22 protein-coding genes and 2 pseudogenes are annotated in these 26,109 nt (G+C 69.7%); 16 read left to right on the top strand and 8 right to left on the bottom strand.

Annotation, left to right across the window (positions count from 1 at the left end; translation table 11 throughout):
- The first annotated feature begins 103 nt into the window (after positions 1 to 103).
- Positions 104 to 1,060, top strand: a pseudogene (locus tag ACIRU3_RS41455) (IS481 family transposase).
- A 145-nt stretch (positions 1,061 to 1,205) separates the two neighbouring features.
- On the opposite strand, the gene ACIRU3_RS41460 reads toward ACIRU3_RS41455, so the two are convergent.
- Positions 1,206 to 1,811 carry a TetR/AcrR family transcriptional regulator gene (locus ACIRU3_RS41460; RefSeq protein ID WP_404068354.1) on the bottom strand — a complete coding sequence of 202 codons (606 nt, stop codon included), beginning with the start codon at positions 1,809 to 1,811 and terminating at the stop codon, positions 1,206 to 1,208.
- A 161-nt stretch (positions 1,812 to 1,972) separates the two neighbouring features.
- Here ACIRU3_RS41460 and ACIRU3_RS41465 point away from each other — a divergent pair, with 161 nt between their 5' ends.
- Together ACIRU3_RS41465 and ACIRU3_RS41470 are read left to right on the top strand one after the other, a co-directional pair.
- On the top strand, positions 1,973 to 3,100 hold the full coding sequence (locus ACIRU3_RS41465) for an ABC transporter permease (RefSeq protein WP_404068357.1): 1,128 nt from the start codon (positions 1,973 to 1,975) through the stop codon (positions 3,098 to 3,100).
- A 363-nt stretch (positions 3,101 to 3,463) separates the two neighbouring features.
- Complete coding sequence (locus ACIRU3_RS41470; RefSeq protein ID WP_404068360.1) at positions 3,464 to 3,865, top strand: winged helix-turn-helix transcriptional regulator; 402 nt, start codon at positions 3,464 to 3,466, stop codon at positions 3,863 to 3,865.
- A 218-nt stretch (positions 3,866 to 4,083) separates the two neighbouring features.
- Here the strand turns inward: ACIRU3_RS41470 and ACIRU3_RS41475 are convergent, their stop codons facing one another.
- Positions 4,084 to 5,187, bottom strand: a complete 1,104-nt coding sequence (locus ACIRU3_RS41475) for a PP2C family protein-serine/threonine phosphatase (RefSeq protein ID WP_404068362.1) — start codon at positions 5,185 to 5,187, stop codon at positions 4,084 to 4,086.
- Positions 5,188 to 5,527: 340 nt separating this feature from the next.
- Here ACIRU3_RS41475 and ACIRU3_RS41480 point away from each other — a divergent pair, with 340 nt between their 5' ends.
- Positions 5,528 to 6,223 carry a nitroreductase gene (locus ACIRU3_RS41480; protein WP_404068484.1) on the top strand — a complete coding sequence of 232 codons (696 nt, stop codon included), beginning with the start codon at positions 5,528 to 5,530 and terminating at the stop codon, positions 6,221 to 6,223.
- 327 nt (positions 6,224 to 6,550) lie between these two features.
- Here the strand turns inward: ACIRU3_RS41480 and ACIRU3_RS41485 are convergent, their stop codons facing one another.
- A complete protein-coding gene (locus ACIRU3_RS41485; protein ID WP_404068364.1) occupies positions 6,551 to 6,934 on the bottom strand; it encodes a hypothetical protein in 384 nt (127 codons plus the stop codon).
- A 491-nt stretch (positions 6,935 to 7,425) separates the two neighbouring features.
- Between ACIRU3_RS41485 and ACIRU3_RS41490 the strand changes: the two genes are divergently transcribed.
- Complete coding sequence (locus ACIRU3_RS41490; RefSeq protein WP_404068367.1) at positions 7,426 to 8,610, top strand: type III polyketide synthase; 1,185 nt, start codon at positions 7,426 to 7,428, stop codon at positions 8,608 to 8,610.
- 199 nt (positions 8,611 to 8,809) lie between these two features.
- On the opposite strand, the gene ACIRU3_RS41495 is transcribed toward ACIRU3_RS41490, so the two are convergent.
- Both ACIRU3_RS41495 and ACIRU3_RS41500 read right to left on the bottom strand, forming a co-directional pair.
- Positions 8,810 to 10,972, bottom strand: coding sequence for a SpoIIE family protein phosphatase (locus ACIRU3_RS41495; protein ID WP_404068370.1), 2,163 nt, complete (start codon positions 10,970 to 10,972; stop codon positions 8,810 to 8,812).
- 917 nt (positions 10,973 to 11,889) lie between these two features.
- Positions 11,890 to 12,426: a hypothetical protein gene (locus ACIRU3_RS41500; protein ID WP_404068372.1), complete on the bottom strand. Its 537-nt coding sequence runs from the start codon at positions 12,424 to 12,426 to the stop codon at positions 11,890 to 11,892.
- A 121-nt stretch (positions 12,427 to 12,547) separates the two neighbouring features.
- On the opposite strand from ACIRU3_RS41500, the gene ACIRU3_RS41505 reads away from it, so the two are divergent.
- Together ACIRU3_RS41505 and ACIRU3_RS41510 are read left to right on the top strand one after the other, a co-directional pair.
- Positions 12,548 to 13,348: an FkbM family methyltransferase gene (locus ACIRU3_RS41505; protein ID WP_404068375.1), complete on the top strand. Its 801-nt coding sequence runs from the start codon at positions 12,548 to 12,550 to the stop codon at positions 13,346 to 13,348.
- Positions 13,349 to 14,197: 849 nt separating this feature from the next.
- Positions 14,198 to 14,566 carry a DUF3566 domain-containing protein gene (locus tag ACIRU3_RS41510; RefSeq protein WP_404068377.1) on the top strand — a complete coding sequence of 123 codons (369 nt, stop codon included), beginning with the start codon at positions 14,198 to 14,200 and terminating at the stop codon, positions 14,564 to 14,566.
- Between the two features lie 13 nt (positions 14,567 to 14,579).
- Here the strand turns inward: ACIRU3_RS41510 and ACIRU3_RS41515 are convergent, their stop codons facing one another.
- Together ACIRU3_RS41515 and ACIRU3_RS41520 are read right to left on the bottom strand one after the other, a co-directional pair.
- Positions 14,580 to 14,831, bottom strand: coding sequence for a class I SAM-dependent methyltransferase (locus tag ACIRU3_RS41515; protein ID WP_404068379.1), 252 nt, complete (start codon positions 14,829 to 14,831; stop codon positions 14,580 to 14,582).
- Between the two features lie 273 nt (positions 14,832 to 15,104).
- Positions 15,105 to 15,785, bottom strand: coding sequence for a TetR/AcrR family transcriptional regulator (locus ACIRU3_RS41520; protein WP_404068381.1), 681 nt, complete (start codon positions 15,783 to 15,785; stop codon positions 15,105 to 15,107).
- 90 nt (positions 15,786 to 15,875) lie between these two features.
- Between ACIRU3_RS41520 and ACIRU3_RS41525 the strand changes: the two genes are divergently transcribed.
- From ACIRU3_RS41525 to ACIRU3_RS41560, 8 genes are all read left to right on the top strand, one after another.
- The gene (locus tag ACIRU3_RS41525) at positions 15,876 to 16,937 is read left to right on the top strand and encodes an oxygenase MpaB family protein (protein ID WP_404068384.1); all 1,062 of its coding nucleotides are present in this window, start codon (positions 15,876 to 15,878) and stop codon (positions 16,935 to 16,937) included.
- Positions 16,938 to 17,691: 754 nt separating this feature from the next.
- On the top strand, positions 17,692 to 18,789 hold the full coding sequence (locus tag ACIRU3_RS41530; RefSeq protein ID WP_404068386.1) for a hypothetical protein: 1,098 nt from the start codon (positions 17,692 to 17,694) through the stop codon (positions 18,787 to 18,789).
- A gap of 108 nt (positions 18,790 to 18,897) precedes the next feature.
- The gene (locus tag ACIRU3_RS41535) at positions 18,898 to 19,488 is read left to right on the top strand and encodes a protein-L-isoaspartate O-methyltransferase (protein WP_404068388.1); all 591 of its coding nucleotides are present in this window, start codon (positions 18,898 to 18,900) and stop codon (positions 19,486 to 19,488) included.
- Positions 19,489 to 19,709: 221 nt separating this feature from the next.
- Positions 19,710 to 20,270, top strand: a complete 561-nt coding sequence (locus tag ACIRU3_RS41540) for a nucleoside-triphosphatase (protein ID WP_404068391.1) — start codon at positions 19,710 to 19,712, stop codon at positions 20,268 to 20,270.
- Positions 20,271 to 20,470: 200 nt separating this feature from the next.
- Positions 20,471 to 20,872: a transposase gene (locus ACIRU3_RS41545; RefSeq protein WP_404068393.1), complete on the top strand. Its 402-nt coding sequence runs from the start codon at positions 20,471 to 20,473 to the stop codon at positions 20,870 to 20,872.
- A 134-nt stretch (positions 20,873 to 21,006) separates the two neighbouring features.
- On the top strand, positions 21,007 to 21,876 hold the full coding sequence (locus ACIRU3_RS41550) for an arpA protein (RefSeq protein WP_404068396.1): 870 nt from the start codon (positions 21,007 to 21,009) through the stop codon (positions 21,874 to 21,876).
- Positions 21,877 to 21,945: 69 nt separating this feature from the next.
- Positions 21,946 to 22,791, top strand: a complete 846-nt coding sequence (locus tag ACIRU3_RS41555; protein ID WP_404068399.1) for a class I SAM-dependent methyltransferase — start codon at positions 21,946 to 21,948, stop codon at positions 22,789 to 22,791.
- A 59-nt stretch (positions 22,792 to 22,850) separates the two neighbouring features.
- Positions 22,851 to 24,617, top strand: a complete 1,767-nt coding sequence (locus ACIRU3_RS41560) for a choline/carnitine O-acyltransferase (protein WP_404068401.1) — start codon at positions 22,851 to 22,853, stop codon at positions 24,615 to 24,617.
- Positions 24,618 to 24,884: 267 nt separating this feature from the next.
- Here the strand turns inward: ACIRU3_RS41560 and ACIRU3_RS41565 are convergent, their stop codons facing one another.
- Positions 24,885 to 25,307 carry a secondary thiamine-phosphate synthase enzyme YjbQ gene (locus ACIRU3_RS41565; RefSeq protein ID WP_404068403.1) on the bottom strand — a complete coding sequence of 141 codons (423 nt, stop codon included), beginning with the start codon at positions 25,305 to 25,307 and terminating at the stop codon, positions 24,885 to 24,887.
- 98 nt (positions 25,308 to 25,405) lie between these two features.
- On the opposite strand from ACIRU3_RS41565, the pseudogene ACIRU3_RS41570 reads away from it, so the two are divergent.
- Positions 25,406 to 26,086: pseudogene (locus ACIRU3_RS41570) on the top strand (ABC transporter ATP-binding protein); the annotation flags it as partial.
- Between the last annotated feature and the right edge of the window lie 23 nt (positions 26,087 to 26,109).

Genomic DNA, 26,109 nt, shown 5'->3' on the forward strand with positions numbered 1-26,109 from the left:
AGCCGTTTCGTCATCTCAGGCCCTCCCGGCCGTAGTTGACGTCCTCACCTCACGGCGTACTCCCGCACGAACCCGCCGTCAACAAACCACCGCTAATGCCCGGCTGGCCTTTCACGGCAGATGTCTTCCGGTGCGCCGTGTCGTGCGGGACCTGCGCCCGGTGGCACACGTGGCCAGGGAGCCGGGGGTGTCGCGTCAGTGCGCGCACCGGTGGGTGGCCCGTTTCCGGGCCGAGGGATGGGATGGCCTGCACGACCGTTCCAGCCGCCCCCGCACCTGCCCGAGGCGTACCCCCGAACACGTCGAGCAGCGGTGCTCGATGCACAGCGCGCTCACCAGCGCGGGCCGGACTTCCTCGCCGCGGAAACCGGCGTCCCCGCACGGACCGTCAGCCGCATCCTGCGCCGCCATCAGATCCCTCACCTGGCATCCTGCGACCCGCTGACCGGACAGCCCATCCGTGCCGAACGCCGCAGTCACGCCCGCTACGAACACACCCGGCCCGGCGACCTCGTCCACATCGACGTCAAGAAGATCGGACGGATCCCGGACGGCGGAGGGTGGCGGGCCCACGGCCGCCAAGGCGGCAAGACCTACGCGCAAAAGCAGGCCCGGATCGGCCACGACCACATCCACGCCGCCGTCGACGACCACTCCCGCCTGGCCCATGCCGAGACCCACGCCGATGAGAGGGCCGAAACCTGCGCCGGCTTCCTCACCCGCACCGCCGCGTTCTTCACCGCCCACGGCATCGACCGCATCGAACGGGTCATCACCGACAACGCCTGGACCTACCGCAAGAGCACCGCATTCCGCCGGGCCGTGGCCGACCTGGGTGCCGAGCAACGGTTCATCCGCCCGCACTGCCCCTGGACGAACGGCAAGGTCGAACGCTTCAACCGCACCCCGCAGACCGAATGGGCATACCGCCAGGTGTTGCACCAGCAACACCGAACACGACCACGGACTGGCACCATGGCCGACCTTCTACAACACTCGACGCCGACACACCGCGCTCGCAGGCCAGCCCCCGATCAGCCGACTGTCACCAAAGTCATGAACGAGTACACCTAGACGCTGCCGGCTACCGAACAGCGATTGGCGAGTGACCGGCACAGTCGCGCCTTCACCAACCCACCACCCTGCCCAGCTCCCACCCCGTATGCCGTGCGCGCATCCGACGACACCGCAAGTGGCGAGACCGCTCAGCGCTCACCGGCCGTCCCCGGCCACAACGCCCGCACCGCGTCAGGCACCTCGGCCACAACAGGCGGATCGAGCAGAGCCAGTTGGAGGATGTAGCCCGGGAGGACGGAGAGCATCGTTGAAGCGATCGCCTCGGCCGTCACATTCGCGGGCAGATCACCGTGCTCCTGGTGGTCGCGGACCAGGATGATCAGATTGGCGCGTATACGGCCCATGAGATGGTCGAGCTTGCGCGCCAGCGAGCGGTTGCGCATGGCCTCTCCCCAGACCAGGACCGCGAGCCCGGCCAGGTCTTCCTCGGCGGACTTGGCCCGAACCACCTCGAGAAGCTCCGCCATGACCGCCCCGATGGATTGGCCCTGCCGGTTCGTGGCGACGGCGAGTGTGACGTCGAGGACATCGCGCATGTTTTCCTCGGCGATCGCGAGGATCATCTCGTCCTTGCTGGTGAAGTGCCGATACACCGCACCCGCGGAAAGCCGCGCCTCCGCGAACAGGTCCTGCATGGACGTGGAGTGAAACCCGTCACGGAGGAAGCAACGGCGCGCCGCGTCCAGGATCTGCTCGCGGCGGGCGTCCATGTGCTGCTGGGTGACCTTGGGCATGGAGTCAGCCTAGCAAGAAAACGAACGTTCGTGTTGACGTTTCCCCGTGCACCAGGTCAAACTGAGGTTTAAGAAAACGATCATTCTTTTTATGAAAGGGCCAGACTGTGAGGAGCCCCTTGTCAGGACACCGGACATTTCGGGAAGTGGCCGTTGCCGCTGTGGCGCTGCCCCTGGTGATCACTCTGGCGGTGACAGCGTTCGCCTGGCCTGCCGCGCGGCTTGCGCCGCGCGACCTGCCGGTCGGGATCGTGGGCACAGGAACGGCCAGCCAGCACGCGGTGGAGGGACTGACTCACAAGCAGCCCGGCGCGTTCGATCTCCACATCTATCCCGACCAGCAGGCCGCGCGGTCGGCGATCGAGAACCGGGATGTCTACGGCGCCTTCGTCATCTCGAGCCACAACATCACCGTGCTGCAGGCCTCTGCCGCCAGCCCCTCCGTGGCTCAGCTTCTGGGGCAGGCCGGACAGCAACTGGCCGATCGGGCCACCCAGCAGGCGGCCACCGGAACTCACTCCTCGACGAAGGCCCAGAAGACCCAGAAGGCTCAGAAGATCCAGACTGTCCAGACGGTCGGCATGAAGGCAGTCGACGTGGTGCCCGTCGCCGCAGAGGACCCGAGGGGCGTGGTGTTCAGCTCGGCGGTCTTCCCGCTCACGATCTGCGGCATCCTGATCGGAGCGTTTGTCGCGATGGCTCGCGGCCTGCGACGCCCGTGGCACCAAGTGCTGACACTTCTCATCGCATGCGGCGCCGCGGGCTTCGGTGTCCATGTCGTGGCCCAGGGTTTCCTCGGGGCGTTGCCCCACGGTCACGTGGCCACATGGGCGGTCCTGTCGCTGGTCCTGATATCCATCAGCGCCACCGCTGCCGGGCTGATCCGACTCGTCGGGCCGGCGGGCCTCGGGCTCACCGCCGCGCTCATGGTCTTCGTCGGAAACCCCTTCTCCGGCGCCACCTCCGCTCCGGAGATGCTGCCCAAGGGCGTGGACCAGGTCGGCCAGTGGCTGCCCCCCGGCGCCGGAGCCGGCCTGCTTCGCGACACCACGTACTTCGACGGCAACGGCGGCGCCGGCCACCTTGCCGCCCTCGCTCTGTGGAGCGTCTGCGGGCTCACAGCAGTCATGTGCGGCCACTGGGTCACCGGGGAAGGCCGCGGCTCGAAGACCGGTGCTACGGCTTCCGGAGAGTTGGTCCTGGCCTTGCCGGGGCCCGGCTCCGCTTCGGCGACCGGGCGCCACGCGCATGCCCACGCCCACGCGCGTCGCCATGACGGTGACGGCTGATGCCGAGCGCTGCAGGCGGGCGAATCAGGCCCTGGCGACCAAGGCATTCGCCCCCCCACCGAACGCGAATGAGGCACTGACGCACGACTGCGCCCTGGCCTTCGTCGCCTCGACGCCACGTTCCTGGCCGGGGGATGGATAGCGGTCCTGGCTGCCAACGCACGCAAGCGGCACACCGAGGGCGCGGCCGCCCACATGAGCTGACATCACGAAGGTGCGACCCCCTCCACTGGCGCCGCACCGCCACCCAGGGGCGCGGCCCGGCAGACACCCGGGCCGACTCCCGACATCACCACGACCACGGCGTACGGCGCGAGGTGTTGAACCGCGTTGCCCCACGCTGTACCGGAGCGGACACACACCATGACCACCCCACAACACTCTCAGCCGGTACGCCAGTCCGAACACCCGCAGTCGACCGATACCCCTGCGGCCCTCACTCGGGCCTTCGGCCTCCTCGGCAGACGCTGGAACGGCCCCATCCTCACGGCTCTGGCCAAAGGCCCGACCGACTTCGCACAGATTCGCGAGCGCCTGCCCGGCATCAGTGACCGCATGCTCGCCCAGCGCCTCCAGGAACTGACCGCGATCGGCCTCGTCGCCCAAGACGCCCAGCCCGGGCCGTCGTCGCGAACCCGTTACGCACTCTCTCCACACGGCAACGCCTTCCTCATCCCCTTGGCCGCCTTGTTCGTGTGGGCGGAGGACCACCTTCCAGCGAGCGGCTCGCCGGCATCGGATCAACCGGCCACGCCAGGCCGCTGACCTCGCCGGTCGGGGGAGCTGGAGCTGGACGGCCGAGCGGGCGTGCGGGGCGACGGCGGACGGGAGCTCGGGTGGTACGGCCGGGGACAAGCAGCAGGTGCGGGAGGAAACGACTGCCTGACGCACCCTGACAAGCCACTCGAAATCGGCGAGGAACAGCGGGGACCAGGCGCTGTCGTCGGCGATCCGACCAGGCACCCGTCAGCAGTGGGCTGGGCTCACAGGCGCACGATGACCAGGGCCGTGTCGTCGGTGGCGCCGTCTGGTGGGAGCAGGTCGGTGAGCACGGCGTCGGCGAGGGTTTCGGGAGCATCTGCCTGGTGGCGGGTCAGGGAGTCGGCGAGCCGGGCGAGGCCGGTGTCGATGTCTTCGCGGCGGCGTTCGACGAGGCCGTCGGTGTACAGCGCGAGCGCGGCGCCTTCGTGGAAGGCCGCGGCGGCCTGGATCCGGTGGGCGTGTTGAGGGCAGGCCGCCAGTGGCGGATCGGTGGCCCGGTCCAGGAACTCGACGGTCCCGTCCCCCTGCAGGAGCGCCGGTGGGGGGTGGCCGGCGCTGCTGTAGGTGATGGTGCGGGTCTCCCAGTCGATGAATGCCGTGGCCACGGTGGTGTTCTCGGCGCCGTCGATGGTGCGGGCGTAGAGCCCGAGGACTTCCAGGGCGCGGGCGGGTCCTTCGGCGACGAGACAGGCGGCGGTGAGGGCGCTGCGCAGCTGTCCCATGACGCCGGCCGCGGGCAGGCCGTGGCCGACGACGTCGCCGACGGCGACGGCGATGCGGTCGCCGGGCAGGTCCACCAGGTCGTACCAGTCTCCGGCCACATTCAGCGCCTCGGTGGCGGGCCGGTAGCGTACGGCCGCCGGGTGGCGGCCGACCGGGCGGGGAGCGGGAAGCATGGCTTCTTGCAAGGTCAGCGCGACGTCACGGGCACGGATGAGTTCGGTGACGTCCTCCACCCGGTGCAGCAATAGCGCCACCTGACCGTCAGGGCCCAGGACGGGAATGTTGGTCAGGTTCCAATACCGCTCGTGCCATACGCCAGGCTGGTCGGGGTCCTCCGTGTCGAAGCGCTGCAGCGCTATGGTGTCGCGCTCTCCGGTGTACGCCACCCGGCGTAGTGAGGCCATGATTCTGAGCACGAGGGGCTGCTCGTTCGCGGAGCGGTCCTCGAGCAGGAAGTGGCCGACCAATTGTTCGCGGGCGCAGCCCAGGATTCGCATGAACTCCGCGTTGACGTCCACGAAGATCAGCTGCGGGGTGACCAACGCCACCGCCCCCGGGAGGGCCCGGAACACCGCTGTGTAGTCGACCTCCGGCTCGGTCATGACTTTCCTGCCTCGCCGCCACCGTTGTGTCTCCTCTCACGATACGAGCGGGAGTCACAGCTCGCCCCATGGCGTCGCAGGCCCGTATGCCGTCGGCGGCGCTTCGCGTCGACCTCGCGGCCGCCCTGTCACGCCCCGACCGTTGCGACCAAGCCCGCGGCACAGGTGCCGACGGGCGACGATCGCAGCGCCGAGCGATGTACATCCGCGTGGTCGGCCGTGCGGGGCGGCGCGTCCCGCACTACTTCCTCTTCTGTAATTTTGCGCACTCTGTTCAGTTTTGTGGTCCCCGGACTTTCCAGGGGTAGGCATGGTGAGCAGATGAGGGAGGTCGGTGATCTTGGACGTATACGAGGCGGTCACGAGCCGACGGGCCGTGCGCGGGTTCATCGACCGGCCCGTCCCGAGGGAGGTACTGGAACGGGTGCTGTCCGCTGCGGCCTGGGCGCCGTCCGGGTCGAACCTTCAGCCCTGGCGCATCTATGTGCTCACCGGCCGACCACTGGCCGAACTCAAGGAGCGCGCCGGCAAGCGCGTGACCGCATGCGATCCCTGGGACGAGCGAGAATACGAGATGTACCCGCCCACACTGAAGTCCCCGTACCGCGAGCGCCGATCCGCCTTCGGTGCGGAGCGCTACAGCGCACTCGGCATCGCGCACGAGGACTGGGAGGCGCGCCAGAGGGCCGCTTCCGCGAACTGGAACTGCTTCGGCGCACCCGCCGCCCTGTTCTGCTACATCGACCGCGGCCTGGGCCGGCCCCAGTGGTCCGACGCAGGCATGTATCTGCAGACCGTGATGCTGCTGCTCCGCGCCGAAGGGCTGCACAGTTGCCCGCAGATGGCGTGGTCGGTCTATCGCAAGACCGTCGCGGAGATCCTGTCACCCCCGGACGACCTCATCCTCTTCTGCGGCATGTCGATCGGATTCGAAGACGCCGCAGAGCCCTACACCCGTACAGGCCGAGCAGCGCTCGACGAGACGGTCACGTTCGTCGATGGCCAGTTGGCAGGAGGGCGTGGCTCAACAGGCTGATCCCGCACGGGCCAAGGGGCATTCGGCGCGCCCGGAAATCGACGCAACCGTTTCCGGTACCTGCATCAGCCGAGGAAGCCGAGCCGCGTCCGGCGGTTGGGATCGTCCCTGTTCGTGTCCGCCGAACTCCGCTGAGGCACCCCACCCTCGGGTGAGGCAGCCCCAACCCTCGGGTGCCGTCCAGCCGACCGCCGAGTGACCAGACCTCAGGCGTACCGGCGATTCCCTTGCAGGCGTTCGTGTCGTCGTCGGTTCCCGGCACGACTGCCGCCTTCGCCACGTCGAAGTCCGTGACGTACGCATCGTGGTCGGCGTCGCTGTCGACCTTCACCAGTGCCCCATCGCCGGAGGCGAGGCGCGCAGGGTTTCCCAAGTGCCGCTGGAGGAGCCGCTGCCGGTCTGCGAGTGGACGATGTCGGCCATGCAGCCGGCGGTCTTGAGCGTGACCGGCTTCTGGGCCATCGGGAGGCGGGTGAGCTTGAACATACCGACCCGCACTTTGGTGTGCCTGGTGGTGCCGCCCTCGGTGTACGTGCAGGTGACGTTGCCGAGGCCGCCGGTGATGGTGTCGCCCGGAGAGGGGTCGTCCGCAAGAGAAGGGAAGAAGCAGGCCTTGTACGGGCTGCCGGTGGTGGTGCTGTACTGCCAGTGGGCCCGGTCCTGACCCGCGAGCTTGGCGAAGTAGTCGCGGTACGCCGTGCAGATCGTCACGTTGCTCGGCGCGACGTAGGCGTCGTTCCGGAACCGGCTGCAGCTCCAGGCCCGACGTGGTGCACACGGTCTTCCGTGCACACGGCCTTCCGTGCCCTCGCACCCGCGCTACCGCCGGGCGAGGCCGCCGATCGCGGCGCGCCTTCCCGGTCGCGGAGAGTATCTATGGCCGAGTGGCCCGTGCCGCCAGGGGGTGTCTCCCGGATCCGGCGGCAGTGACCAGCAGCTCCTGACTGACGGTAGGTCAGATATGACCTGCGGAACCGCATTGAGGGCCCCTGTTTCAGCGGTGTGTGCGGTGTCACGCATTCCATGGACCGCCGAAGTTGTCTGCATCACAGCGGAAATGTCCACTTAGCGTCCATGCTCGAACCCGACATCAGCTCCCTAAGTGGCGCCTATCGGCCTCTCCTTGGGCGTGGTGTTCCAAAGTGACCCATGACACAGCACTCGTGACATTCCTGCTTTTTCGCCTGGAAAGGTGCACCATTATGGCCGCTTACCTCTGCCCTCCTGCCGTGATACACGGCGAGCACGCCGTGGAGACCAGCCAGATCGTGGCGGAGGTGCGCGATCGGCATCCGCATGCCGCGTGGGCGCCGCGGGTCGACGGCATCGCGGCCAGCACGGGCATCGAGGCCCGTGGGTGGATGCTGCCGCTGGAGACCGCCGTCGCGCCGGGCAAGGGCAGCGGCCTGCAGGCTGTCGGCGTCGCACCTGCCCAAGAGGCGCTGGCACGCGACGGGTTCAGCCAGCAGGACGTGGACCGTGCGATCGCCGCCCTCGAGGCGATACCCGCACCGCAGACCGTCCAGGAGCGCACCGCGCCGGCCTGGGAGGCCGTGCAGTCCTACGGGGAGCGTGCGGCGCGCGGGGCCCTGCAGATCGCCGGGCTGGACGCGGCGGATGTCGACTGCCTGATCACCAGTCACTCCACCACCCCGGCGCTGCCGGGTCTGGACATCGCCCTGGCCAACAAGCTTCCGCTGCGCAACGACGTGATGCTGCTGCCGGCCACGCAGTGGGCCTGTATAGCGGGGACCCGTTCCCTGGCGTTGGCGGCGGATCTCGTGGCCGCGGACCCCGACCGGGTGGTCCTGGTCGTGATCGCGGAGGCGCTGAGCACGACCTACCAGCCCGCGGACGACACTCTCGAGTCCCTGATCGTCCGGTTGCTGTTCGCGGACACCGCGGTCGCCATGGTGGTCACGGGCCGCCCGAGGCGCGAGTCGGTGCTGCGGCTGGACTCCGCCTGGCACCACACCCTGCCCGGCACCCAGGACCTGCACCGCCTGGAGACGCGGGCCGACGGCACCCACTTCGTGATGGACCGGCGCGGGCCGCGCGCGGTACAGGAGACGGTCACCGCGATGTGGGAGTGGCTGCGCGTCCGTTACCAGGACGACCCCGACTCCTGGCACCCCGACGTGTTGCTCGCGCACCCCGGCGGGACCCGGGTGCTGGAGTACATGGAGCAGACGATGCCCGACGCGTGGCCGTCGGGACTGCTGGACTACAGCCGGGACAGCTACACCAGCGGCAACCGCGGAGGCGCCGCCGTCTTCGACATCATGCGGCGGGCGCACGACGCCGGGCAGAAGCCGGGCAGTCGCGCCGTCCTGTACGCGGCGGCACCCGGCCTCACCGCCACCGCCCTGGAAGGGGAATGGCTGTAGTACGAGTCCGCGCCACCCGTACCGGCAAACGGGCCGTCCGCATCACCGGTCTCACCACCGGTACCCCTGAGGGCACCGTCGGTGGCGCCGGGTGACGCGTACGCCGAGCGCCGGGTGACGCCTACGCCTCCCGTACCCTCGCCGCGCTCCCGCACGCCGGCCGCGCCCCCGCCCCGCCCCGCCCCGCCCCGCAGTCGCGTCACCTCGCGACTTCCGCCCAGACCACCTTGCCGGTGTCCGTCCACCGCACCCCCCACCGAGTGGTGAGCCTGTGCACGATGTGCAGGCCACGACCCTCGTCGTCGAGGAGGCCGCCCCGGCTCAGACGCGGCCTGCCGTTGCCGGTGTCGCCCACCTCGCACAGCAGGCCGTGACCGGCCCTGATCAGCCGCACCGTGATGGGACCGGCGGCAAACCGCACCGCGTTCGTGACCAGCTCGCTGACCAGCAGCAGCACGTTGTCCCGGGTGTCGTCCCTGGTGCGCCATCGTCGCAGCAGCGCGGAGACCTGCGCGCGGGCACGGGCGGGCGCGTCGTCGCGGGCGGGCAGCCGCCAGGTCGCGGTGTCCTCCTTGCGGTAGCCGATCATCCGCGCGAGCAGCAGGGTCACGTCGTCGCGCTGGCGCGCGGGTGCCAGTGCAGAGACGACGTGCCGTGCGGCCTGCTGCAGGGCGTCCCAGGGGTGCACCGTGGACACGGCCTCCGCCAGCCTGGCGATGCCCTCGTCGATCGACTCGGCCGGATCCTCCACCAGGCCGTCGGTGTAGAGGGCGAGCAGGGAGCCCGGGGGTGCGCCGAACGTGTGTACGTCGAACGGCTCCCGCAGCGCGAACTCGGCGCCCAGGCCGGGGTGAGGACGGACCGTGAGCGGGCCCGCGTGCCCGTCTGGGGAGACCAGGACCGGAGGGAGGTGGCCGGCGCTGGACAACGCCACGTGGTGGCTGACCGGGTCGTAGAGGGCGATGCAGCAGGTCGACCCGAGGGCGCTGTAGCCGGCCGCCAGCCCGGACTCCGCGTCGTCCAGCAGCGTCACGGTCTCGTCCAGGTGCTCCAGTACCTCGTCGGGCGCGAGCCCTGCGGACAGCAGCGCGCGGGCCTCCATGCTCAGCTGGCCCATGGTTGCCGCGGCTCCCAGGCCGTGCCCAACGACGTCACCGACCACCAGTGCGGTACGCCCGTCCGGCAGCGGAAAACTGTTCACCCAGTCGCCGCCGACGCCCGCGCTGTCGGGTGTGGCGGGCTGGTAGACGCTGGCGATCTCGATGGTGTCGCCGCCGGTCCGGGGCAGCAGCCGGCGCTGCAGCGCCAGCACCTGCGTGTGCTCGCGGTGGTGCTGACGGGCCAGGTCGACGTGGTGGACCGTCCTGGCAACCAGTTCCTGCAGGTCGAACAGCTCGCTGTCGCGGAAGGGGGAGTCCGCCCGCCGCCAGACCTCGGCCACGCCCAGTACGACCGGCGGCGGGCCGTCCAGGACCAGCGGTATGCAGGCCACACCCGCCGACCGGTCGCCGGGCACCAGGGCACGCATCACCCGCGGACTGCCGAGTACCCGCTCGATCGCCTCCCGGTCGGGTATGACGATGGCCTGCGGGGCGTCGTCCCGCCGTACCGCCTGCGCCAGCAGGCGACTCGCGTCGCTGGGAAGATCGTCGCCCGGAGTCACGTAGCCCTCGGGCCACGCCCGGTCCGGCACCAGGGCCGCCCGCCGCAGCCGGATGCGGCCCTGCGCCTGCTCGGTGACTCCCTCGCCTGTCCACACGGCGAAGTCGAGGTCGACGGCGGCCACGTCTCCCCAAGCCAGCAGGGACTCCGCCAGCGACTGCGCCGTCTCGCCGATGTCCAGCGAGGTGCCGATCGCGGTCTCGGCGGCGTACAGGTGCAGCCTCTTGGCCATGGCGATCACGGAGATGGTCAGGCCTTCCTGAGGCACCGCGGCGGGCAGGATGCTCAGCGATACCACCAGCTCCGACCCGTCGCCGCGCCGCACGCGCTGGATCCGGGCGACGTGTGCTTCACCGGTTTCCAGGACCTGCCGCAACCGCCGTGTGACCGTCGGTACGTCCCCGGGAGGCAGGAGAGCGACGAAAGGGCTCCCGACCACGGGATCCAGACCCGCGAATACGGGGGCGTCCAGATTGCAGCGGGTGATTCTCAGATCCCTGTCCAGGTTGACCACGCCGAGAATCTGATCCTGACGGCTGGCCGCCGCGTTGTCGGGTACGCGTCGGCTGGTGGTGCGGTCGCCCTGCGCGTCGGCAGGACCGGCGGCCGCTGCCGCTCCGCCGCTCGGGATGTAGCGCCCCAGGGCGCTGCTGACCAGGTCGAACGGCGAAGAGGACGAAGGGGAGGGGGTGGAGTCCATGCGGCTCTCTCGGCAATCCCGGGCACAGCGCCAGGGCGTACTCGGACCCGTCCGACGGGGCCCCGAGATCCCTGACGGCACATCTCATTGAATAACATCGGGAGTCGCTTCGCCCACATCGGCGGATCACGCGTCGAACGCGGACAGTGAGGAATACCGCGGCCGGTGGGACCGTGCTCACCTCGCCGGGGCCGTCGCCCGCCAGGATACGACGACCGCCGCAGGATCACTGTGCGCCGGCGTCGAAGGCTCTGACGAGGTTCCGGGCTCGTGCCGCTGTGCCGGGCGATCGGTGTCCCCGGCCTCGGCCGCGAATCCGTCTGCCGCCCTCAAGCAGCACCTACGTCGCTGGGGCGGGTGAAGTTGTGGACGCGCTCCCAGCCACCTCCGCCGCCCGTGCAAGGCGCCTGGACCGCCCTCTCCTCCAGCGGTGGACGGTGGTGCTGCGCGAGGCCGTGCCGGAGCCGGCGACGGATCCTCCCCGAGCCCACCTGCTGCTCGCTCGCCGCGGACCGGCCGGCGGAGAGGGGGAATCGATACGGCGGGACGCCTGACTCGATGGCCGACATGCTCACGAAGGGCCGGCTGCTGCCGGCCGGCGTCTGACCGCCCCGCGTTCCGCACCGCTTTGCGCTCGTAGAGCTCCATCGCCCCCGGGGCGCGCATCATCAAGGGGGGAGACCGTCGACGACGAGTGGCGATGAGGTTGTCGTTCCTTGAACCCCTCTACGCGGAGCCGGGCCCGTTCGCCCCGTGTACCTGAACGTTTGCGGGGGCTCTGATCAGTCTGCCGTGCTCCCCGTGCCGAGGCCGACCCCTTCGCCGAAGCCACCCCGCGCTCAGGGCTACGACATCGAGGGCGGAGAGAAAGGGCACCCACGGCCCGGGAACGCAACGGTGCGGCGCTACGCACCGAGTCACATGAACCTGAGCAGCACCACCAGAGCAATCGGTGCGGGGAGCACAGCACGTAGCACGCGCCACCGGACGTCCTCGCGCATGACGAGTGCCAGGAACGCGAGTGAGTACGGAGCCGCCAGCGGAATCGCCGAGATCAGGCCTACGGTCGGCGACACGTGATTACTGAAGACCAAGATCGCCCACAGGGCGGCCCACCCGGCCGCCCCGGCCGTGAGTACCTGAACCGTGAGCAACCGGCGTCGAGCACGGTCTGTGGTCACGCGGGACTCGGCGATCGTGTCGCGGACGATCATGACGCCCGTCCATGCGAAGAGCGTTGCTACAGCCAGGATGATGAGCAGCCCGAAGGCGGCGAGCCCGCCGTCACCCAGGATCGAGTCCGGGTGCCAGAACATCTCGATGAAGATCCAGGAAGGAACGCCCAAAATGACGCCTGCCGCCCATATGGAGACGACCTCCTTGCCCAGACGGTCCGACCACCACCCTCTCAGGGCCCGCCGCCACAGCAAGATCTTGCGCAGGCCCTCGCCCATACTTCCGCCCTCCGCCGACCGCTCGGGCATCCTAGGCCGACCTCCGAGAGCGCGGCGCACGCGGCCGAAGTGAAGTGTGCGGGCTGGATTGTTGGCTCCAACCCTGATAAATGACCTTGTCATGACCATGAAGGCGATTGAACTGCACAGCATCAATCGTTGGGAGGCGTCCTTCCTGCGCGAGGAAGTGGGCGGCTACTTCACCCACGGCGTCGAGTGCAGGCCGGGCGCGACGGTACTCGACGTCGGCGCAAACATCGGTGTGTTCTCGGCGGCCGTCTATGAGCGGCTGGACGGGAACGTGCGGATCTACGCCTTCGAGCCGGTGCCGCCACTCCACGCGACACTGGAACGCAATGCTCGCGAGTTCTTCAACGGACGTCTGACCGCGCTCCCTTACGGCCTGGCGTCCCGTGACGACGAGCTCGATTTCAGCTACGTTCCGGCCGCCACGATCTTCTCGTCCTCCTCGCGGGATCAGGGGAACATCGAGGCTGAGCGGCGGCGGGTCACCGCCAGCGTTGTCGAAATGATCCGCCAGGGCGGCCTGGGACCGGTCCTGCGCCGCGTACCCGCTCCCATCCTCATTCTTCTCGTCAGTCGCAAGCTGCGGGTGATGCGGCGGCTTGAGATGCACCGGGTGAAGGTCAGGCCCCTGTCATCGGCGCTCGACGAGCAGGGCATCGACCACATCGACCTGCTCAAGGTCGATGTGGAAGGCGCCGAAATCGATGTGCTCAGAGGCATCGAGGAACGGCATTGGCCGCTGGTCCGCCAGGCCGTCGTCGAGGTGGAGCACTGGCAGCAGAACCGCGACACAGTCTGCGAGGTCTTCCTCACGCACGGGTTCACCGTCAGCACCGAGCAGGACCCGGTGCAGCGGGCCGGCGACATCGGCATGGTGTTCGCGGTCAGGCCCTGACCGCGCACAGTACGGCGTCGGGCGTGGCACGTATGCGCGAAGTGCTGCCGCGCATCCGCGCATCCTGGCGTACGGGCGTCCGGATGCCCGCCCCAAACTGATCAAGGGGTAGCGAGTACCGCAGCGCAGTACAGCGTCCCCGTCGTTCGTCCGCCTTGGCTTGTGCCTCTTCGAGCTGCTCGGGTTTTCACGGCGCCTCCCCGGCGAAGCCGGCGATCACGGCTGTTACTTGGCGGCAAGCGGGCCGCGTGCACCGTGCGACCGAGCGGGGGACGCCGCACATGGGGACCGGGCCCGCGTAGGCCGAACGGGTGACGTCCTGTCGCCCGGATGCATGACCGGGCGATGCGGGCCGCGGCGGCTTGTGCACGGTCGGTGTCCGCGGCCACGGGCACCGGCACCCGACGTCTTCACCCCATTCGCCCGCAGCCCAAGGGTGCGCCGTGAATCCGGTCTTGCACCGGCCTACCGGAGGTCACGAGGAACAAGCAGTCCTGATCCCTGCGCGAGTTCCGAACCTGCCTGCTCTCCATCCGGTTCTGCGGTTCAACACGGTCGCGGTCCGCTCAGGTCGGCGCACTCCCGTTCACTCACCGTCATCGTCGGGGGTGCGTGGCCGCACACCTGCACATAGCGTCCCAGCTGTGGACCAGCCAGGGAGTGGACATGAGTCGAACCAAGCGCAGCAGGATCCTCGGCACGGCACGTAAGCGGGCGCCGAGGATCGCGTCCCGCATCGTGACGACACCCACGGCGCCCGCCCCAACGGCACCCGAACGCGAGTCGCCGCGGTCGGCGCCGACCCGTGATCACACCCTCCCGCACGCTCCACCGCGCCGGTCCACCCGCATGCGCATATCCGAGAACAACCCTTGGTCGGTCACGCTGATGAGTTTCCTCGTCCTGGGGGGCCTGGGAGTGTGTGTTCTCGGCGCCGTGCTCGCCACGTCGGTGATTTTGGACATCGTGGCCCCGGGCGAGGGGCCGGCTCCGTCGCAGACGCTGATCATCGCCACTGTGGTCGTCGCGCTGGAGGTCCTCCTGGGCACCGTCGTGGCGTGCGTGTGCAGCTTCATGTACAACTACACCGCGCGGTTCAGCGGCGGCGCCGAAGTGGCCCTGCCCGACGATCTCAGCGATCCGGCACCGGCAGGAAGCCGAGGCGAAGAAGCACAAGATCCGCAAGAAGCGCTGGCTCCGGCTGACATCGACAGGTGACATCAACGGACCTTCATGCTGCTGGGCGTGTAAGCCGCCGTGCTCGGCCGAGGGACTTGCCCGTCCCGAAGTGAGCATCACCGGTGTGCCGAACGGTGCGGACGAACACACCACCGCGCCGCAGCACCCGCCCGACCTCACCGACAAGTGCTCGGATCTCGGCAGTGGACGGAGCCATGCAGAGCAGCAGGTGCGCGAAGACCGCGTCCACCGAAGAGCCGGACAGCGGCAGCGGGTCGCGGACGTCGTGAACGGTGCTGGTCACCCGTTCGGCCAGGCCCTACGCGCGTGCCGCCTTCCCCGAACTGGGCGAGTCCGACCGGGCTGAAGTCGCCGGACACCCTGCCGAGCGGCTGTCGGCGCTGCCGGCCCGCTCCGCGCCTCGGTCGCGTCAGTAGAACGCGGACGTCGCCTTCGTGGTCGTCAGGGCGCGGCCGGGATGCCGAAGCCGGCGAGGAGGCCGCGTACGCGCTGCACTCGACGGGTCGCCGTTGCGACAGGACTGAAGCGGCCGCCGGGAAGCCGCGCCCGGCTGCCGTCAATGTGTCCGCGGCCAGATGGAGCCGAGGATCACCTGTACCTGGCCGATCAGGCGCGATGGGTCGAACTTGCCGGGATCGGTGAGTGCGAGACGGCCGAAGTGTTCCGCGCAGGCGACAAGTGCGTGGGCGAGGACTTGCGCATCGAGCTGCGGGTCGGAGGCCGGGCCGTTCCGGTGGGCGAGGGCGAGGGAGATCCATGCTTCGACCCGGAGCCGGAACCGTTCCCTGTCCGCCTCGATGCGGTCGCGGACGATGGTGGGCATGTTGCCCGGGGGCAGCAGGATCAGCCGCCAGGTGTCCGGGTCCTGGTGGAGCATCGCGGACATCCGGCGCACGGTTTCGGCGGCGAACGCGGCCGGGGCGCTCGGGCCGTGCGGGCCGTGCGGGCCGTGCGGGCTGGGAATCGTCTCGAGGAGGCGTTCGAAGGCGCGTGTCTGCTGTCGGTCGAGCAGGGCGGTCAGCAGGGCGTCGAGATTGTCGTAGGCGCCGTAGACCACCGACCGGGCGACATCGGCCCTCTTCGCGATGGCATCGATGGAGACGCGGTCGTAGCCGTCGTTCACGATCACGGCGAGGGCGGCGTCGAGCAGTTGCTCGCGGCGCTGCTCGATCGGGACGCGCGGGGCGTAGGGGCGCCGCTTGCGTGGCCTGTCTTGCGAAGAGAGGGACGCTGACACCTTGGCAGTTTACGACATGCGTGTCTTAATTTAAGACAGCAGTGTCGTAATTGAGGGCGGCGTACGCCGCGGACGCACGAGGAGCGGCTCATGGCGAAGCTGAAGCGCGGCGAGATCGAACCGCACGAGGACTACGGCTTCTTCGGTCCGGGCTCGGTGGTGTGGAAGGTCTGGGGCTATCCGACGGCGCCGACGGTGGGATTCCAGCGAGCCGTGGTGGTGGAGGAACTCGACCCGCCGCTGGTGGCCGCCGTCCACGCGACCCAGGGCATCTACCGGCGCTCCCGCACTCGTTACGACCGGACCCTGAAGTACTTCGCGATGGTGGCCTTCGCCGGTTCACGGGAGGTGTGCCAGGCCGCGGACATCCTGGTCAAGGTGCATTCCAAGGCGATCGGCCGACTGCCCTACGGCGGCGGGACCTACGATGCCAACGACCCCGCCTCGCAGCTGTGGATCCAGCTCACCGGCTGGCACTCGATCCTCTACGCGTACGAGAAGTACGGGCCCGGGAAGCTCTCCGCGCAGGAGGAGAAGGAGTACTGGGAGGCATGCGCTCTCGCCGCGGAACTGCAGACGTGCTCACCCGACGACATTCCCCGCAGCCGCGAAGGGGTCCGGGCGTACTTCGAACGGATGCGCCCGCAGCTGTCCGCCAGCCCGATCGCCCGGCAGGCCATGAACCACCTGCTCAGGAGCGAGCTCGTACTGCCGCCGGTGCCGCGCTGGGCGAAGCCGGCGAATCTGGTTGTCGCGAAGGCGCAGCGGATCGCCACGATCGCCACCATGCCGCGCTGGATGCGTGAGATGGCCGGGATCCGGCAGTCACGCCTCCTCGACCTGCTCATCGTGCCCGTCATGAAAACGGCCTTCGCGCTCGCCCACCTCAGCCCCAAGGCCGAACTGCGCCTGCTGGGAAGGATCTCGCCCTCCACGGTCGCGGTGGTCGCGCCGGTCAAGCTCGGCATTCCTCCCCGCAAGGAGGAAGTACTGGCGCCTGCGGAAGCCCGCGCCCGCTACGGCTACGCCAGGCCCGCCGAAGCCCACCTCGAATTCCGGGCCCGGCAGGCCGCACGCGTCTTCGCCGACGGTGAGGCCCCCAGCGAGCAGGGGCTCATCGAATCTCAGGAGATCCTGGGACCGCTCTCGTGACCAGGAACGGCCACTGGGGGCGGCGGCCTGCCGACTTGCCGTTCGTGACGGCCGAGTGGTCAGCGAGTGAGGGATCTCCGGCCCTGCTCAGGCGGGCCGCCTCACTGCTGGGTGTGACCGTCTCGGATCAGCCAGGATGCGACCGGCGACCGTACGGATGACAGACGAGGCGTGAGGATGCAGGACGACGTGATCGATCTTGCCGCCCATCACGGTCCGCACGTACCATCACGGTCCGCACGTACTGGAATCCGCAGGAAGGCTTCCTCTTCGGGCGTCCCGCTCTCATCGCGAAGCCAAGGGCCCGGTTCCGGCCGGGTCATCGGGTCGGTGGCGCCCGGCGCCTCCCGGTCGCCGGCCCAGCCGACGATGTGACCCCCGCCAGACGCGGCGGCGGTCAGCACGTCCTCTCGTTGCCCTCCGGACACGACGGTGGCGAGCCTCATCCGCGACAGCCGTCGCACGCCGAGCAGGCACTTCCCTATCCGTCATAGGGGCGTTCGATCATGTTCAGCCCAGGAAGCTCAGTCGAACCTGGCGGTTGACATTGTCTTTATTGGTGTCCGCCAACCTCCGCTAAGACAACCCCGCCCACGGCTTGGCGGTGCTGGAAGGCCTGGTCGCCGCCACCATGCTCACGAGAGGCCGGCTGCTGCCGACCGGCGCCTGACCGCCCCGCTTTGCGTTCGTCGAGCTCCATCGCCCCCGGGGCGCGCATCATCAAAGGAGGGGAGACCGTCGACGAGGAGTGGCGATGAGGTTGTCGTTCCTTGAACCCCTCTACGCGGAGCCGGGCCCGTTCGCCTCCGTGTACCTGAACACCTCCCGAAACGTCGAGCATCCCGACCGGGCGATCGCGCTGCGCTGGCAGCGGCTGCGCGAGAGTCTGTCCCGCCAGGGCTCGGACCGGGCGCTGCTGAACGTACTGGAGGAGGTGGTCGGCGCCGACACAGAGGTGCCGGGGGTGCACGGTCAGGCCATCTTCGCCGCCCACGGCACACTCGTCCTGGACGGGGAGCTGCCCAGGCCGCCCGAACACGACTCCGCGCGCTACAGCATCCTGCCGGACGCGATGCCCCTGGTCACCCAGCATCTTCCGGGGATCCCCTACCTGGCCGTAGTCGTCCACTACGGCGGCCTTCCGACCGCCGAGACCCACGGCTGGGTGACTCTGGAGGCGGAGACCGGCACCTGGCCCGCGTCTACCGTCACCCCGGGTGAGCGGCTGCAGCGCAGGGTCGCGGTGGCGGCCTGGCACCGTACCTCTGTCCGGCTCGGTCAGCGGCTGGACGAACGGGCGCGGCGCGCCCATGCCGACGCCGTCGTCGTGGGCGGGGACGAGTGGGCGTGCAACGTACTGATCCGCCGCCTGCCGCACACCCTGCGGGACAAGGTCGTACGCGTGGGCGGCCGGACCCCCACCGCCACCGGACGCGCCCTGTTGGAGCCGCAGCTCGACGGCGTCTTCCGCGGCCGCATGGCCGCGCACGACCGGGATCTCGTGGACATCTTCATCGGCCGGCGCGCCCTGGACGGACCCATGACGGACGGGCTGGCCGCCACCGTCGCCGCCCTCCAGCGCGGCCAGGTCGCGGCCCTTCTGCTGAACCGGCCGCCAGGGTCTTCGCTGCGGCTCTGGGCGGGCTCCCAGCCCACTCAACTCGCCCTGACGGAGGCGGAGCTGATGTCCTTCGGCGTGCGGGCCCCGCGCGAGGAACGCGCCGACGAGGCCCTCGTCCGGGCCCTCGTCGGCACCGGTGCCGAGCTGGTCGTCGTGCCGGAGAGCGAGCTGAGGCTGTGCGAGGGCGTGGGCGCCCTGCTGCGGTACGCCGACCCGGGGACCCCGTCCTGACTCCGACGCGCTGTGCCTCCCGGATCACGGGCCCCTTGGCGCCCGACCGCCCCGGATCGCACCGCGCGCGGAACATACCGCCATGGGGCCGGAGCGGCAGCGCGGCGTATGAGCGGCGGATGGGGCACATGGACGGGAGCAGCGGCGCGGAGAAGACGGACCGCGGACGAGGTGGCGTCCGCGTACCGGGGCAGGCCCGTTCCGCTCCCCCACGGACAGGTGACCGCCCAGCCCTCGCTGATCGCCATGATGGTCTCCGCTCTCGGCCTCACCGGAGACGAACAGGTCCTGGAGGTCGGGACCGGATACGGCTGGCAGACCGCGCTGCCGGCCCGCTCGGCCGCGTACGTCGTCAGCGTCGAGCGCCGGCCCGACCTGGTCGACGAGGCCCGCCTGCGGCTGGCCCGGCAGGGCATCGGTAATGCCGCGGTCGTACTCGGCGACGGGACCCGGGGGATGCCGCCCCGTGCCGACCCGTGCCCCGTACGCCGTCATCGTCTGCGCGCCTTCCCGCGAGTGCCTGAGCCGCTCGCGGACCAGCTCCGCACCGGTGGCCGGCTCGTCCAGCCGATCGGGCAGGGCGGGCAGGAGCGCGTCGAGCTGTACGAGCGGCGGGCCCACAACCTGGCGCACCGCAGGACGGTCACCGTGGCCCGGTTCGTCCGGCTGTACGGCGCCCATGGCTACGACCAGCGGTGACGCCCTCAGCGCTGACAGGTCAGTGAAATGTTCTCACCCTCCCCGCTGTACCGACGGGGGATCACCGTTCTGTCGTCGAACGCGGTGCTGCTGAGTTCAATTCCGCTCATGCGCGCCGCCCTACCCGCAACAGCGGCACCAGCACCGGTCCGCACCCCAAAACCCCCGCTCGGCCGAGCCCACCCGAGCCGCATCAGGAGGCGGGGGGTGAAGATGGCACTGTGCCGACAAGGATCCTGCTCGAGGGCCGCCCTGGCGCGGGCAAGACGACCGCCCTGCGTCGGCTCGCCGCGCTGCTGCCCACCCACGCAGCCGGCGGCTTCACGACGGAGGAGATCCGGCAATCCGGCGCCCGCGTCGGTTTCGCCCTGGAGACCTTGGCAGGCCGGCGGGAAGTACTCGCCCATGTCGACCTGCCCGGTCCGCCACGGGTAGGGAAATACGGCGTCGATCCGGGCGTCATGGAACGACTGGCGCTGCCGTCGCTTCGGCCGGCAGCGGCCGAGGAGGCAACAGGGCGGCTGGTGCTCATCGACGAGCTGGGGCGGATGGAACTGTCGTGTACGGCGTTCCGGCAGGCGGTCGACGCGCTGTTCGTCGCAGAGGTCGACGTCGTCGCCACGGTCCACACGCACCTCGATCCGTTCACCGACGCCCTCAAGCGGCGCACCGACATCGAGGTCATCCAGCTCACTCCGGCAAATCGGGACGTCCTGCCTGGGGAGCTCGCGGCCCGGCTGCAGCAGCCCCGGACGCACGGAAGGCCTCCCCCTCACGGATGAGAGACCAACCTCCGACCTGCTGAAAGCAGAGTCGGGGGAGACAGGATGTATCGACCGCCCGTCCCGGGATCACCCGGCAACCAGCCGAACTTGTGCTGGGTCAAGCCCGACTCAACCAGCAGCAGGTTGCACAGGCCGACTGCGTACGCCTCATCACTGTCGTCTCCCGTTTCCATGGCGGCGCATCATGCCAGCCCCTGATGCATGCCACCCTGGAGCCGGAGACGGACGAGCACTTGGCCACGGAGGCCGGCCGGGTCGGCAGGCGGGTCCCGTTCCGGCGGCAACATGCGCAACGGCTAAGGGCCAAGGAGGTCATGACGGAGGTCGGTGCGGTCACGGTCCGGGTCCCCCGGAACCGGCTGGGTACGTTCCGGCCTCAGCTGCCGCCCTCGTACGTCCGCCGCACGGGCGCGCTGGACGACATTCTGATCTCACTGACCGCGAAGGGCCTGACCGGCCACTGCGGCTCCTGCGCGACTGTCGGCCCGTGCCGAACCCGCGAAGGCCTGCCGGAACGCGCAGTTGGGCAGTGTGACGCGTCACATACAGACAACACTGCACCACTGTGGGAACTTCAAGTGCCCTTCCTGCCAGCCTAGTTACTGAAAAGCCGGGCGTGAGGTCCGGCCGACCGCACGGATCGCGTCGCTCGTCCCCTGTGCGGGTAGGAGACGGAACCGCGGGCCGGCGGGGGAACCGGCGAGAGGGGCGGCCCGCCTGCGGAGAGGATCGAATGCGCTCTTTCGAAGCCCTGACGTTTGATCAGGTAGTCGACACGGCTCGCTATCCCCTGTCGGAACTCGCGAGCGCCCGGGGACAGGCCGTGGTTTCCCGTGCCCGGCGCGACCTGTCGACTCTCGGCTGCACCGTGCTGCCGGACTTCATTCGCCCGTCGCTACGCGATGTGCTGCGGCAGGAGTGCTCGGCCATCGCCCCCCGGGCGCACCACGACACCGAGACGGTGAACGTCTACAACATCGCAGTGGACTCGGCACTGCCGGAGGACCATCCGGGCCGGAAGATCTTCGAGCGGGGTAACGCGTTCGTCGCACGGGACCGCATCCCCGCGGACTCCCTCATCAGCCGGCTCTACTCCAACTTGACGTTCCGGCACTTCATCGCCCGCTGCTTCGAACTGCCGGAACTGCACGAGCTGGCGGACCCGCTCTCCGGGCTGGTTCTCAACGTCATCGCGCCGGGCATGGAGCACCCCTGGCACTTCGACACCAACGAGTTCACCGTGAGCATGCTCACCCAGCAAGCGCAGGCCGGCGGCGTCTTCGAGTACTGCCCGAACATTCGGACCGCGCAGGACGAGAATTTCGACGACGTCCGGGACGTAGTGGACGGCCGGGGCGAGCGGTTGACCCGGCGCCTCCCCCTGCAACCTGGTGACCTTCAGTTGTTCAAGGGCCGCTACTCGCTGCACCGAGTGAGCCGGGTGCGCGGCGAAGTCGCGCGCCACTCCGCGATATTCGCCTACAGCGAGCGCCCCGGCGTCATCGGGAGCGTGGAACGGACCCGGCAGCTCTTCGGCCGGGTGCTGCCCGAGCACCTGGCGGCCGAGGGCCGGGCGGTCCGCGGCGACCGGCTCCTGGACTAGCGGGCGGCGAGAACGCGTAGTCGCCGTAGGCCGTTTCCCCCTGCGCGATCCCACGGAGGAGTAAGCCCTGTGCGTTTCGACGTGACCGGAAAAGTCTCACTCGACCACATCTACGACCAGCCCGATCCGCGAACCTATTTCAGGGTGCTGCGCCCGCTCGACTACGGCGTCCCGCAGCAGGCCAAGCCCTACTTCGCCAAGATCATCACCGAGTACCGGGAGTCCCAGCACGTCGCGGTACCGAAGGTGCTGGACATCGGCTGCTCGTACGGAATCAACGCAGCCCTGCTGAAGTACGACGCGACCATGGACGAGCTGTACGCGCGCTACGGCGACGAGGAGCGTGCGGGTGAGAGCCGCGAGGCCTTGCTGGCCCGCGACCGGGAGCTCGCTCGGTCACGCCAACCCCCGCAAGCGATCCGTTTCGTCGGCCTCGACACCTCCGGCAGCGCGCTGTCCTACGGTCTTGAGGCCGGGTTCCTCGACGACGCGGTGCAAGCCGACCTGGAGGAGCACGAGCCCACACCGCGACAGCGCGCCCAGCTCTCGGGTACGGACCTGGTGATCTCGACGGGCTGCGTCGGCTACGTCACCGAGCGGACGCTCACGCGAATCGTCCGGGCGCAGGGCATCCGCCGGCCCTGGATGGCGCACTTCGTGCTGCGGATGTTCCCGTTCGACCCCGTCGAGCGCGCATTGGCGAGTCTGGGTTACCGGACCATACGCGTCGACGAGGTGTTCAGACAGCGGCGGTTCGCCTCCCCGCAGGAGCAGGCGCTCGTGCTCGACAGCATGTCGGCCGCAGGGGTGGATCCACGGGGCCTGGAGGCGGAAGGCTGGCTGTACGCACAGCTCTACCTTTCCCGGCCGTACGACATCACAGGTACCGACGATCCGAATCGAGAACAGAGTTGAAGACCAGTCAGGATGCGTCAGGCAACGCGACCTTCGCCCAGGAGAACAGCCTCCCGCGCGTGCCGCTGCCTACGCTGGATGCGAGCTGCGAGAGGTTTCTCGCCTGGTGTACGCCGCTGCTGACCGCCGACGAGCGGTCGGCGACGGAGGCGGAGGTAGCCGCCTTTCTCGGACCCGGTGGCCCCGGCCGGGTGCTGCATGCCGCGCTGGAGGAATACGACGCCACGGAGGGTGTGCACAGCTGGCTCGACACCTTCTGGCCGTACCGATACCTGGGCCGCCGGGACCGGATCGCGCTCAACGCCAACTTCTTCTTCCTGTTCCAGGACTCCGACCAGGCGCAGGTGGAGCGGGCGGCCGGGCTCGTCGCCGGGGCCCTCAACTACAAGCGGCAGCTCGATCAGGGGCTGATTCCACCGGTGGTGCAGCGCGGAGCACCTCAGTCGATGGTGCAGAACAAGTTTCTGTTCTCCACCACGCGTATCCCCGGCGTGCAGCAGGACACCGTCCGCGCCCCCTACACCGAGGAGTGGCCGGGCCCGTCCGAGGCCCGGCACGTCGTGGTGTTCTTCCGGGGCGGCATGTTCCGGCTGGACGTGCTGGGTCCGGACGGTGTCCCGCACAGCCTGGATGACATCGAGGCGGGACTGCGCGCCGTGATGAAGGCCGACGCCGACCCGGCCGGCGCGGACACCTCGGTGGGCCACCTCACCACCATGGCCCGCGCGGAGTGGGCGGCCGCCCGGGAGTCCCTTGTCGCCTGCCACCCCCGCAACGCCGACGCCCTTGACGATGTCGAGACCGCGCTGTTCTGCGTCGCTCTGGAGGACTTCGCCCCCGCGGACGTCCAGGAGGCCTGTGACCAGCTGCTGTACGGCGACCGTGGCAACCGCTGGTTCGACAAGGCCGTGTCCTTCGTCGTCTTCGCCGACGGACGGGCGGGCATCAACGTCGAGCACTGCGAGTTGGACGGGACCACGATCCTCACCTTCACCGACGCCCTGCTCAACACCCCGGCCGAGGAGCAGTCCCGGCAGTCCGGAGCCCGCTCCCAGGGGCTGCCGGCGCTGGAGCGGATCGTGTTCGAACTGGACGACGCGCTGCGGGACCAGGCGCGCTCCGCCGCCGACGCGTTCGCGGCGTACGGGGAGAACACCGCGACCAGCACGTTGTCGTTCGCGGACTTCGGCAGCAGCGCGGCCAAGGTGTTGGGGGTCTCGCCGGACGCGTTCGTCCAAGCCGCCTACCAGCTCGCCCACCAGCGCGCCAAGGGGCACCTGGGTGCCACGTACGAGTCGATCGCCACCCGGCAGTACCGGCACGGGCGGACCGAGGCGATGCGCGTCGTCACCACCGAGATGACGGCTTTCGTGGCGGCGATGGAGGACCCCGCAGCGGACGCGGACGCCCGGCGCGCCGCCTTCCGGGCAGCCACCGAGGCCCATGTGGCGCGCGCGAAGGCGTGCCAGGCCGGGCAGGTGCCGGAGCAGCACCTGTGGGAGCTGGAGCTGATCCAGCGCCGGCGCGGGGCCGAGCTCGGGGTGACCGAGCAGCCCGCGCTGTACCGGACGCCGGGCTGGTTGACCATGCGGGACGACTACCTGAGCACGAGCTCCGCGCCGTCCGTCAATATCCAGTACTTCGGCTTCGGGTCGACCAGCAGCCAGTGCATCGGTGTCGCCTATGTGCTCCTTCCCGAGCGGTTCAACCTCTACCTGAGCACGCCGATGGCGGTCGCTGCGCAGATGCGGACGTTCGCCGACCGGCTCCGGGAGGCGATGGACGAACTCCGGGAGCTGCTGGCGTCCGAGCGGCCCAAGGACTGAACGGAGCCCGCCGCCGGACCGGAACTCCTGGTAGGGGACCACGGTCCGGCGGCACGGACGGCTCCAGTGGCCGAGCCGGTCCTGAGCTGAGCTGAGAAAGCCCAGGTCAGCGTCGCCGCCGTCGCACACCGCGCGGACGTTTCCCGCACCTTCCTCCACGGGAATCGCGACGTCAGAACCGCGGTCACCACTGCCATGACCGAGGCCGGAGAACGCCGCTCCCCGTTGCGTACTGAGATGTGGCGGCCACACCCAGGACGATCTTGCTCAGCCCAGGAAGCTCAGCCGCACCTGACGGTTGACATTGTCTTTATTGGTGTCCACGAGGCACACCGACTGCCAGGTGCCCAGTTCCAGCCGCCCGTCGATGACCGGAAGGGTCGCGTGCGGCGGGACGAGCGCGGGGAGGACGTGGTCGCGGCCGTGGCCCGGGCTGCCGTGCCGGTGCTGCCAGCGGTCGTCGGCGGGAAGCAAGGTGTGCAGGGCGGCCAGAAGGTCGTCGTCGCTGCCGGCTCCCGTCTCGATGACGGCGATGCCGGCGGTGGCGTGGGGGACAAAGATGTTCAGCAGGCCGTCGCGGCCGGCCGCCGCCTCGCGCAGGAACTCCGCGCAGTCGGCGGTCAGGTCGACGACCCGCTCCCGGGAACCGGTGGCCACGTTCAGCATCCGAGTGGTGAAGGCATCTGACATGCCCTCATCCTGGCCCATTCGCCGGGTTCCACTCCTCTCGACGCGACCGGTCCACGGTACGGCGGGTCCACGGGGCTAGACGCCGTTGACCATGGAGCACCGGCTCCTTCGACGGCCGTGCCGTCATCGACGATCTGCGACTCGACATCGAGCCCGGCGGGTTCGTGGCCCTGCTCTGCCGCAGCGGCTGCGGCAAGTCCACGCTCCTGCGCATCCTCGCCGGGCTCGACCGCGAGGTGGAGGGGACCGTGCTGGCGCCGCGCCGCCGGGCGGTGGCCTTCCAGGCACCCAGGCTGATGCCGTGGAAGGAGGTGTGGCCCAACGTGCTGCTCGGCCTGCCCGGCAGGCCCGAACGCGGTGTCGCGGAGCGGGCGTTGGACGAGGTGGGACTCGGTCACCTCGCGGGCGTCTGGCCCAGAACCCGCTCCGGCGGCGAGGCCCAGCGCGCCTCCCTCGCCCGCGCCCTGGTGCGTGAAGCCGATCTGCTGCTGCTCGACGAACCGTTCGACGCCCTCGACGCGCTCACCCGGATCAAGGCCCAGCGGCTGGTCGGGGAGTTGTGCCAGCACCGCGGCTGCGCGGTGCTTCTGGTCACGCACGACGCCGAGGAGGCGGTGCTGCTCGCCGACCGCGTCCTGGTGACGGACAGCGGGCGCATCGCCCATGAACAGCGCATCGGCCTCGACCGGCCGCGCGACATCGCCGACCCCCGCTTCGCCCCGCTGCGGGCCGGCCTGCTGGAACGGCTCGGCGTCAGCACCGTCGCCGAAGCCGCCTGAATTCCCCCTCGGCCCCCGAAAAG

Origin of the sequence: Streptomyces sp. NPDC101151 (assembly GCF_044768335.1) — a bacterium.
Taxonomy (GTDB): Bacteria; Actinomycetota; Actinomycetes; order Streptomycetales; family Streptomycetaceae; genus Streptomyces.